This window comes from Pseudooceanicola sp. (genome assembly GCF_041987405.1).
Taxonomy (GTDB): domain Bacteria; phylum Pseudomonadota; class Alphaproteobacteria; order Rhodobacterales; family Rhodobacteraceae; genus Pseudooceanicola.
Map to the genome: position 1 here is coordinate 233,782 of NZ_JBHIWR010000001.1, position 17,798 is coordinate 251,579.

Below are 17,798 nucleotides of genomic sequence, written 5' to 3' on the forward strand. Positions count from 1 at the left end.
GCCCCCGCCCGTCAGAGACGGCGGAAGGAATAGCGGGTTTCGGCGCGGTAGGTCTCGCCCGGGCGCAAGATACTGGGCGGGAAGGTCGCCCGGTTCGGGCTATCCGGCCAGGCCTGGGTTTCCAGCGCCAGCCCCGCCCGAGGGTTCAGAATGGCACCGCCATGTCCCGGTGCACCGCCCAGATGCGCGCCGTTATAGACCTGCAACCCCGGTTCGGTCGTCGCGACCCCCATGGCAATGCCGGAGGCCTCGCTGGTCAGCTCCGCGACATTCCGAAGGGCCGTGCGGTCGGACCCGAGGCAGAGGTTGTGATCGTAGCCCTGCGTGCCGATCTCGCGCCCGGTGCGGAAATCAAACTTGGTGCCTGCGACGTCGGCGATCTCTCCGGTCGGGATCAGGTCAGCGTCCACGGGCAGGTAGTGGTCGGCGGCCACGGTCAGCCGGTGCCGCGTGATGTCGCCGCTGTCGTCGAGGATGAAATAACCATGATGTGCAAAGCTGCAGGGGCTGGCTTTGGTCGTCTGCGCCTCGATCTCGACGCTCAACGCGCCCGCCGGGTCCAGGCGGTAGGTGCAGCGGGCGGTCATCTCTCCGGGGAAGCCCATGTCGCCGTCGGGCAATACCAGCGTCAGTCCCACGCTGTCGACGGTCGCTTCGTCGAGGGTCCATAGCCGCTCGCCCGTGCCCTGGCTGCCGCCGTGCAGCGTGTGACGGTCGAGGAAGTTGGGATCGGTGTGGTGGTCCGCGCCGTCGAGGGTGAACCGGGCGTTGCCGATGCGGTTGGCAAACCGCCCGACCGTGGCCCCGGCGTAGAGCAGCGGGCCGAGATAGTCGGCCAGATCGTCGCTGCCTACGACAACGCGTTGCCCATCAAACCGCAGGTCCTGCACGGTCGCGCCCCAGGTGAGGATCGCGGCCTCCATCTTGCCTGCCCGCAGGTGAATGCGTGCCACATCCCGGCCGTCCGGCAGGGTGCCGAAAGTGTCGACCGCGCTCATAGGATGACCCGTGGGGCGGCGATGCCGCGCAGGCCCGGGTCGACCACGAAGGTCTGACCGTCCGCCGGGCCCGGGTCGGGCATGTTTTCCGTCGCAGAGGTGACATAGAGCTGATCCAGATCGGGACCGCCGAAACAGGGGCAGGAGGTCTGCCGCGCGGGCAGGTCGATGGCCCGGTCATAGCGTCCGTCCGGCAGATAGCGCGCCACGCGCGACGCCCCCCATTGCGCGACCCAGACACCGCCCTCGGCATCGGTGACGGCGCCGTCGGGGTTCAGCCCCTCGTCACGCAGATCGAGGAAGACCTCCGGCTCGCCAGCCAGCCAGCCCTTGTCGTCCAGCGCCACCTGCCAGACCCTTTGGCGGGGCGTGTCGGCGTAATAAGCGCGCTGTCCGTCCGGCGCGAAACAGATCGCATTGGGGATGCTGATCTGGTCGAAGAGTTTTTCGATCCGTCCCTCGAAGAACCGATAGATCGCCCCGGCGCGTGGTTCGGCGGCTTTGCCCATGGTGCCGATCCAGAACCCGCCGAAGGGATCGGCGCGACCGTCGTTGGACCGGGTGAGCGGCTGATCGGGCTCCAGATCGGCCACTTTGTCTTTGCCGCCCGTCGTCAGGTCAAAGCGGAACAACCCCGTCTCCGTCGCGATCAGCAGGGTGTCGCGGTCGATCCATCCGGCGGCGGAGGCATGTTCGCCCATGTCCCATTCCAGAGGCCCGTCTTCGGTGCGCGAGAGCAGGCGGCGGCCCATGATGTCGAACCAGAAGAACTGATTTCGCTCGGGGTGCCAGAGCGGCCCCTCCCCCAGATGGCAGATCCTGTCGTCAAAAACGCTCATGCCGGTCTCCCCGCGCCAGACAGCCGCACCAGTCCCTTCTGCAGCAGGATGAAGGCCAGCAGCAGCAGGCCGATGATGATCTTGGTCCACCAGCTGGAGAGCGTGCCGTCAAAGACGATATAGGTCTGGATCAGCCCCATGGTCAGCACCCCGATCAGCGTGCCGAAGACATAGCCCGCCCCGCCGGTCAGCAGCGTGCCGCCGATCACCACGGCGGCGATGGCCGTCAGTTCAGTGCCAACGGTGGCCAGCGGATAGCCCGAGCGGGTGTAGATGGAAAAGACGATCCCGGCGAGCCCGGCCATGAAGCCGGAGAAAGCGTAAATCGCCACATAGGTCGGTGCCAGCCGCACCCCCATGAGCCGCGCCGTCGTCTCGCCCCCGCCCAGGGCGAAGACCGAGGCGCCGAACCTCGTGCGATGCGCCACCAGCATGCCGATCACGACCGTCGCCAGCATCAGCACCCCGATCAGAGTCAGCCGCCCCTTGCCCGGCATCAGCCAGTAGGCCTTGCCCAGCATGTCGAAAAAGGCGTGGTCGATCGGCACCGAATTGATCGACAGCATGTAGGCCACGCCCCGCATCAGGAACATGCCCGCAAGCGTCACGATGAAGGGCGGCATGGCCAGCGCAAAGATCAGCCATCCCATGGCGGCCCCGAAGGCCGTGGTGATGATCAGCAGCAGGACAAAGACCGGCATGGGATGCAGGCCCGTGTCGCGCAGCATCACCGCGATGAAGACGCCGGAAAAGGCGATCACCGAGCCGACCGAAAGGTCGATGCCGCCGGACAGGATGACCACCGTCATGCCGACGGCCACGATGCCGAGATAGGCGTTGTCGGTCAGCAGGTTGCCGACGACACGGGTGGAGAGCATGTAGGGGAACTGCGCGACGCAGATCACCCAGGCCAGCAGAAAGATCGCAATGGTCGCGGCAAGCGGGTAGATACGGGGGTTCATGCGCCCGGCTCCTTCTGCGTGTCCAGCCCTTCTTCCCGCCGCCTCAGCGCGGCCCGGCGCAGGGCGTACCAGTGATGGGCGAGGTTCGGGCTCTGCAGCACCAGGATCGCCAGCACCAGCCCGGCCTTGATCGACAGATTGTATTCCGAGGGGAAGCCCGCCAACAGGATGCCTGTGTCGATGGTCTGAATGATCAGCGCCCCAAGCAACGACGCCGCGATGGAGAAGCGCCCGCCGAGAAGCGAATTGCCCCCGATGACCACGGCCAGGATCGCGTCCAGCTCCATCCAGAGGCCCGCGTTGTTGGCATCGGCCCCGCGGATATCGGCGGTGGAGATGACGCCCGCCAGCGCGGCGCAAAGGCCCGAGGCGACATAGACCGCGACGATCAGCACCGTGGCATTGACCCCGGCCAGCGCGGCGGCGCTGCGGTTCACGCCCACGGCCTCGATCAGCATGCCAAGCGCGGTGCGCCGCATCAGCAGGGTGACCGCCAGAGCCGTCAGGACCCAGAGCAGCGCAGGCACCGGAATGCCCAGCACAACGCCGGAGCCGAGGAAGGCCAGGCCGTCATGCGAAAAGGTCAGGATGCGCCCCTCGGTCACCAGCTGCGCGATGCCACGGCCCGAGGTCATCAGGATCAGCGTGGCGACGATCGGCTGGATGCCGACGATGGCGACCAGAACCCCGTTCCACAGCCCGGCCACCAGACCGGCGGCAAAGGCCAGCAACAGCGCGCCCCCCAGCCCGTAGCCCTGGGTGATCGCCCAGGCGGCGACGGCCCCGGCAATGGCGATGACCGCGCCGACGCTCAGGTCGATGCCTCGGGTGGCGATGACAAGTGTCATGCCGACGGCCAGAAGCCCGACCGGCGCGCCGCGTTTCACGATGTCCATCACCGGCCCGACAAGGCGGCCGTTGACGACCTCGATCCGCAGGAAATCCGGGAAGAAGGCGGTGACCAGCCCGGCCAGCACAACAAGGGTGATGAGCTGCGGGAGTATGCGTTTGAAAACGGTCATGCCCGGGCCTCCGCCTCTGGCGCGGCGATGGCGCGCACGATGGCGTCGGTCTGGATCTCCGCCCCGGTCAGTTCGGCGACATGGCGGCGGTCGCGCACGACGATGACCCGGTCGGCCACGGCGATCAGCTCGTCCAGCTCCGAGGAAATCACGAGGATCGACATCCCCTCTTCCGTCACCTGCTGGATCAGGCGCAGGATTTCCGCATGGGCGCCCACGTCGATGCCCCGGGTCGGTTCATCCAGGATCAGGAAGCGCGGGTTCATGGCCAGCCAGCGGGCCAGGACGACCTTCTGCTGGTTTCCGCCCGACAGATCGCCGATGGCCTTTTCCGGGCCGGAGGTGCGAATATCCAGCCGTTCGATATACTCGTTGGCAATGCGCAGCTGTTCGGCGCGTGGAATGGGCCGCGCCCAGCCCCGGCGGGCCTGCAGGGCCAGGGCGATGTTTTCGCGGATCGAGAGGTCGGCGACGATGCCGTCCTCCTTGCGTTCCTCGGGGGCAAAGCCAAAGCCCGCCGCGATAGCGGCGCGGGGGCTGGTCAGCTCGATCGCGCCGGTGTCGTCGCTGGCATGGCCCGACTGGGCATGTTCGACGCCGAACATCAGTTCCGCGCTTTCCGTCCGGCCGGAGCCGAGCAGCCCTGCCAGGCCGATCACCTCGCCCTTGGCCACGCTCAGGTCGAAGGGGTCGATATGGCCGCGTCGGCCGAAATTCTCGAACTTCAGCAGCTCTGGCCGGGTTGTATCCGTATGGGTCTTGCCGTGGCCGACCAGATCGTCCTCCAGCGCGTGCCCCAGCATGTGTTCGATCAGCCGGACCCGGTCTAGGTCGGCGGTGTTTTCGGTGGTCACCTTGCAGCCGTTGCGCAGCACCGTGACACGGTCGGTCAGCTCGAACACCTGATCCAGGAAATGCGAGACGAAGACGATGCCCAATCCCTTGTCGCGCAGGTCGCGAACCACGTTGAACAGCGTCTCGACCTCGCGCGCATCGAGGCTGGCGGTCGGTTCATCCAGGATGAGTACCTTGCCCGACAGCGCGACGGCACGGGCGATGGCGACGATCTGACGGATCGCGACGGAATAGGCCGAAAGGTCCCGCGTCACGTCGATCTCCAGCCCGTAGCCTTCCAGCATCTCCTCGGCCATGCGGCGCTGCGCACGGGCGTTGACCATGCCGAAGCGGGTCGGTTCACGGCCAAAGGTCAGGTTCTGGGCGACGGTCAGGTTGGGCAGCAGGTTCACCTCCTGATAGACCGTGCCGATCCCGACCTCCTGCGCCTCGGATGTGGAGCGCGGAGAGATCGGCGCCCCGTCGAGGGTGATCGTGCCCTCGTCCCGCGCATAGGCGCCGGTGAGGCATTTGATCAGGGTCGACTTGCCGGCCCCGTTTTCCCCGAGGAGCGCGTGAACCTCGCCCGCTGCCAGGTCGAAATCGACGGCATCAAGGGCCTTGGTTCCTGGAAATGTCTTTGTCAGGGACCGGATGGTCAGCAGCATCTGCTTCCCCAGTGAAGTGTCATGTCAGAAAAAAAGGGCCGACGCGGATCATGCCGCGTCGGCCCGGATCTGTCAGTAGCCCAGATCCTTGCGGCGCTCGTATTCACCCTGCGGATCGTCGTCCTGGGTGTAGAGCTTGGACTCGGTCTGGATGAATTTCGCAGGCTCGGTCCCGTCTTTCATGTAGGCGTCCAACGCGTCGAAGGCCGGGCCTGCCATGTTCGGCGTCAGTTCGACCGTCGCGTTGGCTTCGCCTGCGGCCATGGCCAGGAAGATGTCCGGCACGGCGTCGATCGACACGATCAGGATGTCCTCGCCCGGCTTCAGACCGGCTTCCTTGATGGCCTGGATCGCGCCGACGGCCATGTCGTCGTTGTGGGCATAGAGGGCGCAGATGTCCTTGCCGCCGTTTTCGGCCTGGAGGAAGCTCTCCATCACTTCCTTGCCCTGGGCACGGGTGAAGTCGCCGGTCTGCGAGCGGACGATTTCGATATTGTCGGCGCCCGCGATGCCCTGCTCGAAGCCGGTCTTGCGGTCGATGGCGGGGGAGGAGCCGGTGGTGCCCTGAAGCTCGACCACGCGGCACTCTTCGCCAGCGACGGCATCGACCAGCCACTTGCCGGCCACTTCGCCCTCATGCACGAGGTCAGAGCCCACGGCGGTCAGGTAGAGCGACTTGTCGCTGTCGACCTGGCGGTCCAGCAGGACGACGGGGATCTCGGCTTCCTTGGCTTCTTCCAGCACGCTGTCCCAACCGGTCGCGACGACCGGGGCCAGCAGGATGGCGTCTACGCCCTGCGCGATGAAGGAGCGGATGGCGGCGATCTGGTTTTCCTGCTTCTGCTGCGCGTCGGAGAATTTGAGGTCGATGCCCCGCTCTTCGGCCTGTTGCTTGGTCAGCGTGGTTTCGGCCGCGCGCCAGCCGGATTCCGACCCGATCTGCGAAAAGCCGACAGTCTGTGCCATGGCGGCGGATGCGCCGAAGGCCACGAAAGCCGCGGTTGTCAGTAGGTGTTTCATTGCGTTTCCTCCCTGGAAATGTAGGGCCCGTTTCTCCTCTGGGCCTCGGTGACCGGCGCCGGGGTATCCAGCGCCGATTGGTCTTTGGTCCCCGATCAGCCCTGCTGCAGATCTTCGGGCAGCAGCGCTGCGGGGATGTTCTGGAACGACACCGGTCGCAGGAACCGGCGAATGCCGAGACTGCCGACAGAGGTCGCGCCAAAATTCGTGGATGCGGGGAACGGGCCGCCGTGCACCATGGCATCGGCCACCTCGACCCCGGTCGGATAGCCATTGGCCAGGATCCGGCCCGCCTTGCGTTCCAGCACCGGCATCAGGGTCTTCGCTTCGGCCGTGTCCGCCTCCTCCATCTGGAGGGTGACGGTCAGCTGCCCGGCAAAGGATTTCGCGATCTGGAGCGTTTCTTCGGCCGAAGCCGTGCGCACAAGGATCGCCGCCGGGCCGAACATCTCCTCGGCCAGGTCGGGATTGGCGAGCCATTGGGCGCCGGTGACCTCGAAGACCGCGGGCAGGCCACAGCGCGCGGGGGCCTCGGCCACCTCAGTCAGGCGATAGGCGGTCTTGCCGGTCTCGGCGACGGCCCCGGCATAGCCTCGGGCCGTGCCTTCGGTCAGCATGGGCTGCGCGCCGACCTGTCCCAGGGCCTCCAGCGCGGCCTCGCGGAAGGCGTCGCCCTCCGGCCCCTGCGGCAGGACGACGATCCCGGGGTTGGTGCAGAACTGCCCCACGCCCATGGTCAGCGATCCGGCCCAGGCGGTGCCGGTCTCGGCCGCGCGCGCCGTCAGGGCGCCGGGCAGGACGAACACGGGGTTGATCGAGCCCAGCTCGCCGAAAAAGGGGATCGGCTCCGGCCGCGACATGGCCAGATCGAACAGCGCCTTGCCGCCCCGGAACGAACCGGTGAAGCCGACGGCGCGGATCAGCGGATGCTGGACCAGCGCCTCTCCCGCCTCGTTGGTATTGGACTGCACGAAGCCGAACGTGCCCTTGGGCATGCCGGTCTTTTCAATCGCCGCCGCGATGGCCTGGGCGACCAGTTCGCCGGTCGCGGGGTGGCCCGGGTGGCCCTTGTAGACAACCGGACAGCCGGCCGCGAGCGCGGCGGCGGTGTCGCCGCCGGCGGTCGAGAAGGCCAGCGGGAAGTTCGACGCGCCAAAGACGCCGACGGGCCCGAGCGGGCGCTGGATCAAGCGCAGATCGGGACGCGGCAGCGGCTGGCGGTCGGGCAGCGCCGCGTCGTGGCGGATGTCCAGGTAATCGCCCTTGCGGATATGCTCGGCGAACATGCGCAACTGGCCGGTGGTGCGGCCACGCTCGCCCTCCAGCCGGGCTTCGGGCAGGCCGGTCTCGGCGCTGCCATGGGCGGTCAATGCGGCGCCGCGCGCCTCGATCTCCTCCGCGATGGCCTCCAGAAACTTGGCGCGGGTTTCGCGGTCGGTCCAGCCATAGGTGGCAAAGGCCTCCTCGGCGGCCTGGACGGCGGCATCGATCTCCGCCGCGCCGCCGGAACAGACGGTCACGGCATCGCCGCTCACCGGGTCGGAGGCAAAGGTGGCCCCGCTGCCGACCCAGTCTCCTGCGATGAGGTGTTTTCCGGTCAGGGGCGTGGCATCAAGCATTCTTGGTCTCCAATGTCGGGTCGATGAAGTCTGGGGCGTCGATCCGCTTGCCCAGGGTGAAGGCGTCGGCCACCAGCACCATGGGTCGCAGGTCAACGTCGGAGGCGCGGGTGGCCAGCAGATCGGCGAAACGCGCATAAAGCCCGTCGTATTCGCCGTGGATGCCGGGTTCGGTCCAGCCCTCGCCCTGTTGCGCGCCACCGTCGATTTCCATGATCGCACCACCCTGGTTGAGGGTCAGCGTGCCCTGGTCGGTTTCGATGATCTGGCGCCAGAAGGGGTCGCCTTCCCACAGGAAATCGACATCGGCGGTGACCAGCGGGCCGTCGGGGCCGTCCATCCGGATCAGCCCGGCAATCGGGGTTTCGCAGTTGGTCGGGAAGCGCAGCTCGGCTTCCGTCACATGGACGAAGACGGGCAAGATCTCCGTCAGGATGGAAAAGGCGTTGATGGTCGGGTCAAAGATGCCCTGTCCACCGGCCTGCCAGATCCATTGCTGCCCGGGGTGCCAGACGCGGACGTCTTCCTTCCAGTCGATGGTCACGGAACGCACGGTCTTGTCCGCAAGCCAGGCCTTGGCGGCGGGGACGGAGGCCGCGTGGCGCGAATGCCAGGTGGCAAAGAGGCAGAGCCCCTTTTCCGCCGCCAGCGCCTCCAGCGCGTGGACCTCGGACAGGCTGGCGCCCGGGGGCTTTTCCAGCATGACGTCGCGGCCCGCATCCAGCGCGGCTCGGGCGCCGGCATAGCGGACCTGCGGCGGGGTGCAAAAGCTGATCGCGGGGATGTCGGGGCGCGCGGCAAGAAGGGCCTCGATACTGTCGAAGTTCTCCACCCCCTCGACCCCGCCGGAGCGGCTGACCGTGGCGGCCAATTCGAAGCTGTCGGAGGCGGCAAGCGCGGGGATGTGCTGGTCGCGGGCAATCTTGCCGATGCCGACCAGGGCGATCTTAGTGGCTGTCACGGGGCACCTCGTTTCCTCTGCATCCCTTCAGGAAGCCGAAGTCGGCCCCGGTGTCGGCGCCCTCGACGCTGTCGTAATAGAGCTTGGTGTAGCCGCCGTTGACGGGCGGTTCCTCCAGCGGGGTCCATTCGGCCAGGCGGGCGGCGATTTCTTCGTCTGGCAGGTCTAGGTGGATGCGCCGTGCCTCGACATCGACCTCGATCATGTCGCCGTTGCGCACGATGGCCAGCGGGCCACCGGCGGCGGCTTCCGGCGAGGTGTGCAGGATGACGGTGCCATAGGCGGTGCCGGACATGCGCGCGTCCGAGATTCGGACCATGTCGGTGATGCCCTTTTTCAGCACCTTCGGCGGCAGGCCCATGTTGCCGACCTCGGACATGCCGGGGTAGCCCTTGGGGCCGCAGTTCTTCAGCACCATCACGCAGGTCTCGTCGATGTCCAGCGCGTCGTCGTTGATCTTGGCCTTGTAGTCGTCGATGTCCTCGAAAACGACCGCCCGGCCGCGGTGCTTCATCAGCTCCGGCGTGGCGGCGGAGGGTTTCAGGACCGCCCCGCGCGGTGCCAGGTTGCCGCGCAGCACGGCAATCCCGCCGGAGGAGGTCAGCGCCTGATCGGCAGGCCGGATCACGTCCTCGTTCCAGTTCACCGCATCCTTGACTTCGTCCCAGATGGCCCCGCCGGAGACAGTCAGCGCATCGCGGTGCAACATCCCCGCCTCGCCAAGCCGTTTCAGGACCACGGGCAGACCGCCGGCATAGAAGAACTCTTCCATCAGGTATTTGCCCGAGGGCATGAGGTTGACGATGGTCGGCACGTCGCGGCCCAGGCGATCCCAGTCGTCCAGCGTCAGATCGACCTCGACCCGGCCGGCCATGGCCAGCAGGTGAACGACGGCATTGGTCGACCCGCCGATGGCCCCGTTGACGCGGATGGCGTTTTCAAAGGCCTGCTTGGTCATGATGTCCGAAGGCTTCAGGTCGTCCTTGACCATCTGAACGATGCGCCGTCCGCTCATCTGCGCCATGACCCGGCGGCGGGCGTCCACGCCGGGGATCGCCGCATTACCCGACAACGCCATGCCAAGCGCCTCTGCCATCGAGGCCATCGTCGATGCGGTGCCCATGGTGTTGCAGGTGCCCGAAGAGCGGCTCATCGCCTGCTCGGCCTCGAGGAAATCCTCCTGGGTCATCTTGCCCGCCTTGATGTCCTCGCTCATCTGCCAGAGCGCGGTGCCGGACCCGACCCGTTCACCCCGGAACCAGCCGTTCAGCATCGGCCCGCCGGTCACCACGATGGAGGGGATGTCGGTCGACGCCGCGCCCATCAGCAGCGAGGGGGTGGTCTTGTCACAGCCGACCAGCAGGACCGCGCCGTCGATCGGTTGCGCGCGCATCTGTTCCTCCACCGCCATGGCGGCAAGGTTGCGGTACATCATTGCCGTCGGGCGGAAGGTGTTTTCGGAGGCCGAGAAAGCAGGCACTTCGAGCGGGAAGCCCCCGGCCTCCCAGATCCCGGCTTTCACCTTTTCCGCCAGCTCGCGCAGGTGGCCGTTGCAGGGGGTCAGGTCGGACCAGGTGTTCATGATCCCGATCACCGGCCGCCCGTCGAACAGGTCATGCGGGTAGCCCTGGTTCTTGAGCCAGCCACGGTGATAGATATTGTCCCGCGACGTGCCGCCGTACCATTCCTGAGATCTGAGCCTGCGGGGCCATTCGGCCGGTTTGAAGGTCATGGTCTTACCTCAGAGTGTCCGGATTTCAGTGCGTGGCTCGGGCCGACCAAGCGGCGTGAAGGCGAGCGTGTTGCGCAGCGGCAGACCGAAGGGGTCGGCCTCGATTTCAAAGACATCACCGTCTTGGGTCCGCACGCCCGAAGCAAAGGAGAGCGTCGCCGTGCCGAACATATGCACATGCAGATCGCCCGGCTGACGGAACAGCGGATATTTGAAGTGGTGGTGTTCGAGGTTGGCGAAAGAGTGGCTCATGTTCGCCTCGCCCGACAGGAAGGGCTTTTCGAAAAGCACCGTGTTGCCGCGATAGACGCGGCTGGTGCCCTCGATGCTCTCCGGCAGATCCCCGATCAGCAGCTCTGGCCCGACAGAGGCGGGGCGCAGCTTGGAATGGGCGAGGTAGAGGTAGTTCCGCCGTTCCATTACATGGTCGGAGAACTCATTGGCCAGGGCCCAGCCGATGCGGACGGGGGTGCCGTCGGGCGCAATCAGGTAGATGCCCGCGATCTCCGGCTCCTCGCCGCCGTCCTCGGCGAAGTCGGGCGCGGCCAGCGGCGCGCCGGGGGCGACCAGCACCGTGCCATTGCCCTTGTAGAACCATTCCGGCTGGACCCCGGCGGCACAGTTGGTCGGCTTGCCGCCTTCGACGCCCATGCGGAACATCTTCATGCTGTCGGTTTCATCGCCCGTCGCCTTCTGGTGCATCTCGGCACGGGTGGAGGCGGAACCAAGGTGGGTCAGCCCGGTGCCCGTCAGATGCAGATGCGCAGGGTCGGGATGGGTGATCGGCGGCAGCAGGCGCCGCGTGACGTAAAGCTCATCCAGATCCACCGCCCCCTTCATCCCGAGGGAGGCGATCCGGTCGCGCAGCCGCTGCCCCTTTGCCACGCAATCCGCGGCCAGCTCGTAAAGCGAGAGGTCGGTGTTGACGTCGAAGGCCTCGGTCCCGTCACGGGCGACGATCTGCGGGCTCCCGTCTTCGCGGGCGTATTGAGAGAGCAGCATGTCGTTACCCCTTCTGCTTGTTGAGGACGTCGAAGATGACGGCGGCCAGTAGCACCAGGCCCTTGATGACCTGCTGCCAGTCGATGCCGATGCCCAGGATCGACATGCCGTTGTTCATGACCCCCATGATGAAGGCCCCGACAACCGCGCCGACCACCGTGCCGACCCCGCCGGACATGGACGCGCCGCCAATGAAGACCGCCGCGATCACGTCCAGCTCGAAGGCCACACCGGCCTTGGGCGTGGCCGTGTTCAGGCGTGCGGCGAAGACGAGGCCCGCCAGCGCCGCCAGCATCCCCATGTTGGCGAAGGTCAGGAAGGTCAGCCGCTTGGAGTTGATGCCCGAGAGCGAGGCCGCCTTTTCATTGCCGCCGATGGCGTAGATGCGGCGGCCGAACGTGGTGCGCGAGGTCAGGAAGGAATAGACCGCGATCAGCAGCGCCATGACGATGAAGACATTCGGCAGGCCCCGGAAATCCGCCATCAGCCAGGACATATAGACCAGCGCGGCAAAGATCAGCGCGTTGCGACCGGCGAAGAAGGCGAAGGGCTCGGTCTCTGCCCCGGCGGCCTTCTGGCGGGCGCGGGTGCGCACAGCCAGCCACAGCAGCAGGGCGGCCACCGCGCTGCCTGCGATCAGGGAAAAGAGGTTCAGGTTCTCGCCGCCGAAGAAATCCGGCACGAACCCGGAGGAGATCAGCCGGAAGGTCGGCGGAAAGGGCCCCACGGATTGCCCGGCCAGCAGCCAGAGTGTCAGCCCCTTGAAGACCAGCATCCCTGCCAGCGTCACGATGAAGGACGGTATGCGGAAATAGGCCACCCAGAAACCCTGCGCCATGCCGATCAGCGCCCCCGCCATGAGGCACAGCACCGCCGCGACGGGCCAGGGCAGGCCCCAGTGCACGATCATCACCGCGGCCAGCGCCCCGATGAAGCCCAGGACCGAGCCGACCGAGAGGTCGATATGGCCGCAGACGATCACCAGCAGCATCCCGACGGCCATGATGACGATGTAGGAGTTCTGCAGGATCAGGTTGGTCAGGTTGACCGGTTTCAGCAGGATGCCCCCGGTCGCCACCTGGAAAAAGGCCATGATGACCACAAGGGCGATCAGGATACCGTATTCGCGCAGGTGCCCTTTCAGGAACTGCCAGCCGGATTTCGACGGGGCCTCGGCGGTGCCGGAGGTCTGGGTGGCTGTGTCGGTCATGCGTCTTCTCCCGACTTGACGATCTTGGACATGATTTTCTCCTGGCTCGCCTCTGCGGTCGGCATTTCACCGACGAAACGGCCCTCGTTCATGACGTAAAGGCGATCGGTGACCCCAAGCAGTTCCGGCAGTTCGGAGGAGATCACGATGATCGCCTTGCCCTGCGCCGCGAGGTCACGGATGACCGTGTAGATTTCGAATTTCGCGCCCACGTCGATGCCGCGGGTCGGCTCGTCCAGGATCAGGATGTCCGGATCGGCGAAGAGCCATTTGGACAGGACGACCTTCTGCTGGTTGCCGCCCGACAGGTTCACAACCGCCTGTTCGATGGAGGACGACTTGATCGCCAGCCGGTCACGGTAGCGCGTGGCGACCTCTTCCTCCGCCTGGCGGTCGACGATGCCGTTCCTGGCGATCCCGTCGAGATCCGCCAGCGGCACGTTGCGCCGGATCGTGTCGTCCAGCACCAGGCCATAGGTCTTGCGGTCCTCGGTCGCATAGGCGAGCCCGGCGTTGATCGCGTTCTGCACGCTCGACAGATCGGCCGCCGCCCCGTTGATCGTCACCTCGCCGGAGATGTCGCGGCCATAGCTGCGGCCGAAAAGGCTCATCGCCAGTTCCGTGCGCCCTGCCCCCATGAGGCCCGCGATGCCCAGAACCTCGCCGCGCCGGACCGTGAAGCTGACGTCATTAACGACCTTGCGTTCGGAGTGCAGCGGGTGGTGAACGGTCCAGTTGCGGACCTCCATCGCCACCTCGCCGGGCACCGCGTCGCCTTTGGGCGGGTAGCGATCCTCCAGCGAGCGGCCGACCATGTTGCGGACGATGTCGTTCTCGTCGACGCCGTCCTTGCAATCCATCCGCGCCACGGCGGCCCCGTCGCGGATGACCGTGATTGTGTCGGCGACCTTGGAGACCTCGTTCAGCTTGTGCGAAATGAGGATTGAGGTCAGCCCCTTCTCGCGAAAATCCATGAGCAGTTCCAGAAGCTTGGCACTGTCTTCCTCGTTGAGGGAGGAGGTCGGCTCGTCCAGGATCAGCAGGCGCACGTTCTTGGACAGGGCCTTGGCGATCTCGACCAGCTGTTGTTTGCCGAGGCCCAGGTCATCCAGGATCACCTCCGGGTTTTCCGACAGGCCGACCCGGTCCAGCAGCTCGGCGGCGCGGTCGTGGGTTTCCTGCCAGTCGATGATGCCACGGGTCGCGCGTTCGTTGCCCAGGAAGATGTTCTCGGCCACCGAAAGAAGCGGGATCAGGGCCAGTTCCTGGTGAATGATGATGATGCCGATGTCTTCGCTGTCGCGGATCGAGCGGAAGGCCCGGACCTCGCCGTCAAAGACGATGTCGCCGTCATAGCTGCCGTGCGGATAGACGCCGGAGAGGACCTTCATCAGGGTCGATTTGCCGGCCCCGTTCTCGCCGACCAGGGCATGGATCTCGCCCTCGGCCACGGACAGGCTCACCTGGTCCAGCGCCTTCACACCAGGGAATTCCTTGGTGATCCCGCGCATTTCAAGAATGACAGACATCGGATTTCTCTTTGTTCTTGAAGGGCCCGCCGGGGTGACCCGGCGGGTTCAAGTGGGCGGACCGAAGCCCGCCGGGAGGAAGCGTTACTCGATTTCGCTTTTCTCGTAGTAGCCGCTGTCGATCAGGACTTCTTCCCAGTTGTCGCTCGTGACCTTCACCGGCTCCAGCAGGTAGGAGGGCACGACCTTGACACCGTTGTCGTAGGTTTCGGTATCGTTGATCTCCGGCTCGCCACCGGCCAGCAGCGCATCGACCATGCCGACGGTCACGCGGGCCAGTTCGCGGGTGTCCTTGAAGATCGAGGAATACTGATCGCCCCGCAGGATCGCCTTGACCGAGGGCACTTCGCTGTCCTGCCCGGTCACGATCGGCATCTTCATGTCGCCGGAGCCGTAGCCGACACCCTGCAGCGAGGAGATGATCCCGATGGACAGCCCGTCGTAGGGCGACAGGACGCCATGCACCTGCTGTTCGGTGTAATTCGCCGACAGAAGGTTATCCATCCGCGCCTGGGCGACCGAGCCGTCCCAACGCAGCGTGCCGACGGTGTCCATGCCCATCTGGCCGGAGGGGATTTCGATCTCACCGCTGTCGATCATCGGCTGCAGTACGGACATGGCGCCATTGTAGAAGAAATAGGCGTTGTTGTCGTCCGGGCTGCCGCCGAACAGTTCGACATTCCAGGGCTTTTCGTCGCCAAAGCGTTCCTTGAGGCCGTCGACCAGGGTCTCGGCCTGCTGCACACCGACCTTGAAGTTGTCGAAGGTCGCGTAATAGTCGACGTCGCCGCTGTCGCGGATCAGGCGGTCATAGGCGACGACCTTGATGTCCGCCGCGGCGGCATTGGCCAGTGCAGAGGTCAGCGTGGTGCCGTCGATGGCCGCGATGACCAGGACGTTGACGCCCTTGGTGATCATGTTCTCGATCTGGGCCAGCTGGTTCGGGATGTCATCCTCGGCATACTGGAGGTCGGTGGTATAGCCCGCCTCCTCGAACTGTTTGACCATGTTGTTGCCGTCGTCGATCCAACGTGCGGAGGACTTGGTGGGCATGGCGATGCCGACATATCCCTTGTCCTGGGCAAAGGCCGGGGCCGCAATGACAAGCGCAAGCGCAGTCGCGCCAAGGGCGCGTCTCGTAAATTTCATGGGTCTTCCTCCCTGTTCCGGCAGTCCGCTCCTCTGGCAGATTGTCCGGCATCCTTGTTGTAGGTCCCGAATCTCCGGGGACGTGGCGGCACAGTGCTCTTCTGTGCTATATCAATCAAATTCGAATCCTTCGTCGCGATATATCACTATTGGAATAACTCTGATGGATGTGACCCCTCACTCCCCACCACGGCAGCATTTGCGGGACGAGTTGATCCGCCGCGGGTTGCGCCTGCCGCAGCTTCGCCTGCTGGTGGCCCTGCGCGAAACCGGCCAGGTTTCGGCCGCGGCGGCGCAGGTCGCCATGACACAGCCCGCAGCCTCGCGCCTGCTGGCCGATCTGGAGCGGACCGTCGGCGCGCCGCTGTATGAGCGCAATGCCCGGGGCGTGACGCTGACCCCGGCGGGGCTGGCGCTGGCGGGCAAGGCGCGCGAGGTGCTGCACGGGCTGGACGAGGTGCAGCATGAAATCACCGCCCTGACCAGCGGCGAACGCGGCACCGTGCGGATCGGCAGTGTGACCGGACCGGCGGTGGAGCTGATCCTGCCCGTAATCCGCGAATTGCGCGTGACCTTTCCCGAGATCGAACTGTCGGTCCTGGTGGACACCTCGGACAAGCTGGGCGATGCGCTCTTTGCCGGGGATCTGGATTTCTACATCGGCCGCATCCCCGACGGTATGTCCCCCAGTGCCATCGCGCTGGAGGAGATCGGCCCGGAACCCGTGTCTCTGATCGCCCGGCTCGATCATCCGCTGTCGCGCCGGGACACGCTGTCGGTGGCCGACTGTCTGGCTTACGACTGGGTGATGCAGCCGGAAGGCGGGCTGCTGCGGCGCACGGCAGAGGGCTATCTGCTGCGCAACGGGCTGCGCCCGCCGGAGCGGATCCTCAGCACCTCCTCTCTGCTGCTGACACTGGCGATCATCAGCGAAACGAATGCCATCGCGCCGATCGCCCGGGCCGCGGCGGAATTCTATGCCTCGCAATCCGCATTCGGCGGGCGGATCCGGCGGCTGGACGTGGCCGGGGACATGAGCGTGATCCCCTATTCGCTGATCAGCCTGCGCGATGTGGAGGCCACGCCGGCGGCGCGGAGGGTTCTCAATCTGCTGCGTGAAAAGACCCGCCAGATTTCTGCTTCCACGGTCGCGACATGACCCGTTTGGCGGGGTGTCGGTCTGCAAAGCCGCTTGAGCCTGCCGCGCCGCTGGCCTAACGTCCGCGCCGGGGAGGACGGTCAGAATGACGTGTAACAGTCTGTTTTACATACAAATACATGACACCGACGCGCCCCGTCCGTGGCTGCGGCGTTTCACGACTACCGGCGGTCCACGACGCGCGAGTGCCCCGCTATGACCTCCTGGATCGCGGCGGATTGGGGGACGTCCAACCTGCGGATCTGGGCGATGGACGAGGCGGATGAGGTCATCGGACATGCCACCTCCGACGACGGGATGGGCCGCCTCGCGCCCGGCGATTTCGAAGGCGCCTTCCTCAAGGCCGCCGCGCCGTTTCTGGCGGAGGGGCGGCGCACCACGGTCCTGATCTGCGGCATGGCCGGGGCGCGGACCGGTTGGCAGGAGGTGGGCTATGTTCCGGTCCCTGCCCCGCCCTCGGGCCCGCCCGAACCGGTCGCCACCACCGATGGCAGGCTCGATGTCCATATCCTGCCCGGCCTGTCCCAGGCCGATCCTGCGGATGTCATGCGGGGCGAGGAAACGCAGCTTGCCGGATTGCTCGCCACGCAGCCGGGGTTCGACGGCCTCGTCTGCCTGCCCGGCACCCACAGCAAATGGGCGCGGATCGCGGGTGGCAGGGTCACGACATTCCGCACCGCCATGACCGGGGAGTTCTTCGCCCTCCTCTCGACCCGCTCGACGCTGGCCGGGTTCGCTGCCGAGGGGTGGGACGAGGCGGCCTTCGCCGCGGCGGTGAGAGAGCCGCAGGCGGAGATGCTGCTGGCCGACCTCTTTTCCCTGCGCGCCCGGGGGCTCCTTCAGGGGCTACCGCCAGGCGCGGGACGGGCGCATCTGTCGGGTCTGCTGATCGGGGCGGAGGTTGCGGGGATGTCCGCGCTTGCGCCCGACGGCAGGGTCAGCCTGCTGGGCGAGCCGACGCTCTGCCGCCTGTACGAAACGGCGCTGACCGCGCGCGGTCTCGCCTGCGACACGCTGGAGGCCGAGGCCCTGACCCTCGCCGGTCTGATCGCCGCGCACCAGACACACTTCCCGCCTGCAACAGGCTGACCGAA

General features: G+C 66.2%; 15 protein-coding genes. 2 read left to right on the forward strand and 13 right to left on the reverse strand.

Annotated features, from left to right (window positions below):
* Positions 1 to 11: 11 nt before the first annotated feature.
* From ACFC2Y_RS01150 to chvE, 13 genes are all read right to left on the reverse strand, one after another.
* The gene (locus ACFC2Y_RS01150; protein ID WP_375173220.1) at positions 12 to 998 is read right to left on the reverse strand and encodes an aldose epimerase family protein; all 987 of its coding nucleotides are present in this window, start codon (positions 996 to 998) and stop codon (positions 12 to 14) included.
* Positions 995 to 1,837: an SMP-30/gluconolactonase/LRE family protein gene (locus ACFC2Y_RS01155; protein WP_375173221.1), complete on the reverse strand. Its 843-nt coding sequence runs from the start codon at positions 1,835 to 1,837 to the stop codon at positions 995 to 997. The genes ACFC2Y_RS01150 and ACFC2Y_RS01155 overlap by 4 nt, the downstream gene beginning before the upstream one ends.
* Positions 1,834 to 2,799 (reverse strand): galactofuranose ABC transporter, permease protein YjfF, encoded by a 966-nt coding sequence (yjfF, locus tag ACFC2Y_RS01160; protein ID WP_375173222.1) that lies wholly within the window; start codon positions 2,797 to 2,799, stop codon positions 1,834 to 1,836. Before yjfF ends, ACFC2Y_RS01155 begins: the two co-directional genes overlap by 4 nt.
* Entirely contained in the window at positions 2,796 to 3,821 is a 1,026-nt protein-coding gene (locus ACFC2Y_RS01165; protein WP_375173223.1) for an ABC transporter permease, read from the reverse strand. Before ACFC2Y_RS01165 ends, yjfF begins: the two co-directional genes overlap by 4 nt.
* Positions 3,818 to 5,323, reverse strand: coding sequence for a sugar ABC transporter ATP-binding protein (locus tag ACFC2Y_RS01170; protein WP_375173224.1), 1,506 nt, complete (start codon positions 5,321 to 5,323; stop codon positions 3,818 to 3,820). Before ACFC2Y_RS01170 ends, ACFC2Y_RS01165 begins: the two co-directional genes overlap by 4 nt.
* Before the next feature lie 72 nt (positions 5,324 to 5,395).
* Positions 5,396 to 6,343: a galactofuranose ABC transporter, galactofuranose-binding protein YtfQ gene (ytfQ, locus tag ACFC2Y_RS01175; RefSeq protein WP_375173225.1), complete on the reverse strand. Its 948-nt coding sequence runs from the start codon at positions 6,341 to 6,343 to the stop codon at positions 5,396 to 5,398.
* A gap of 95 nt (positions 6,344 to 6,438) precedes the next feature.
* Entirely contained in the window at positions 6,439 to 7,962 is a 1,524-nt protein-coding gene (locus tag ACFC2Y_RS01180) for an aldehyde dehydrogenase (NADP(+)) (RefSeq protein ID WP_375173226.1), read from the reverse strand.
* Positions 7,955 to 8,923 (reverse strand): Gfo/Idh/MocA family protein, encoded by a 969-nt coding sequence (locus tag ACFC2Y_RS01185; protein WP_375173227.1) that lies wholly within the window; start codon positions 8,921 to 8,923, stop codon positions 7,955 to 7,957. The genes ACFC2Y_RS01180 and ACFC2Y_RS01185 overlap by 8 nt, the downstream gene beginning before the upstream one ends.
* Positions 8,910 to 10,655 carry an L-arabinonate dehydratase gene (gene araD, locus ACFC2Y_RS01190; protein ID WP_375173228.1) on the reverse strand — a complete coding sequence of 582 codons (1,746 nt, stop codon included), beginning with the start codon at positions 10,653 to 10,655 and terminating at the stop codon, positions 8,910 to 8,912. The genes ACFC2Y_RS01185 and araD overlap by 14 nt, the downstream gene beginning before the upstream one ends.
* A gap of 9 nt (positions 10,656 to 10,664) precedes the next feature.
* Positions 10,665 to 11,657: an AraD1 family protein gene (gene araD1 / locus ACFC2Y_RS01195; RefSeq protein ID WP_375173229.1), complete on the reverse strand. Its 993-nt coding sequence runs from the start codon at positions 11,655 to 11,657 to the stop codon at positions 10,665 to 10,667.
* Between the two features lie 4 nt (positions 11,658 to 11,661).
* Entirely contained in the window at positions 11,662 to 12,867 is a 1,206-nt protein-coding gene (gene mmsB / locus ACFC2Y_RS01200) for a multiple monosaccharide ABC transporter permease (protein ID WP_375173230.1), read from the reverse strand.
* On the reverse strand, positions 12,864 to 14,396 hold the full coding sequence (gene mmsA / locus ACFC2Y_RS01205) for a multiple monosaccharide ABC transporter ATP-binding protein (RefSeq protein ID WP_375173231.1): 1,533 nt from the start codon (positions 14,394 to 14,396) through the stop codon (positions 12,864 to 12,866). The genes mmsB and mmsA overlap by 4 nt, the downstream gene beginning before the upstream one ends.
* Positions 14,397 to 14,480: 84 nt before the next feature.
* On the reverse strand, positions 14,481 to 15,545 hold the full coding sequence (chvE, locus tag ACFC2Y_RS01210) for a multiple monosaccharide ABC transporter substrate-binding protein (RefSeq protein WP_375173232.1): 1,065 nt from the start codon (positions 15,543 to 15,545) through the stop codon (positions 14,481 to 14,483).
* Positions 15,546 to 15,708: 163 nt separating this feature from the next.
* Between chvE and ACFC2Y_RS01215 the strand changes: the two genes are divergently transcribed.
* Positions 15,709 to 16,704 (forward strand): LysR family transcriptional regulator, encoded by a 996-nt coding sequence (locus ACFC2Y_RS01215; RefSeq protein ID WP_375173233.1) that lies wholly within the window; start codon positions 15,709 to 15,711, stop codon positions 16,702 to 16,704.
* A 195-nt stretch (positions 16,705 to 16,899) separates the two neighbouring features.
* Positions 16,900 to 17,793: a 2-dehydro-3-deoxygalactonokinase gene (locus ACFC2Y_RS01220; RefSeq protein WP_375173234.1), complete on the forward strand. Its 894-nt coding sequence runs from the start codon at positions 16,900 to 16,902 to the stop codon at positions 17,791 to 17,793.
* Positions 17,794 to 17,798 lie beyond the last annotated feature (5 nt).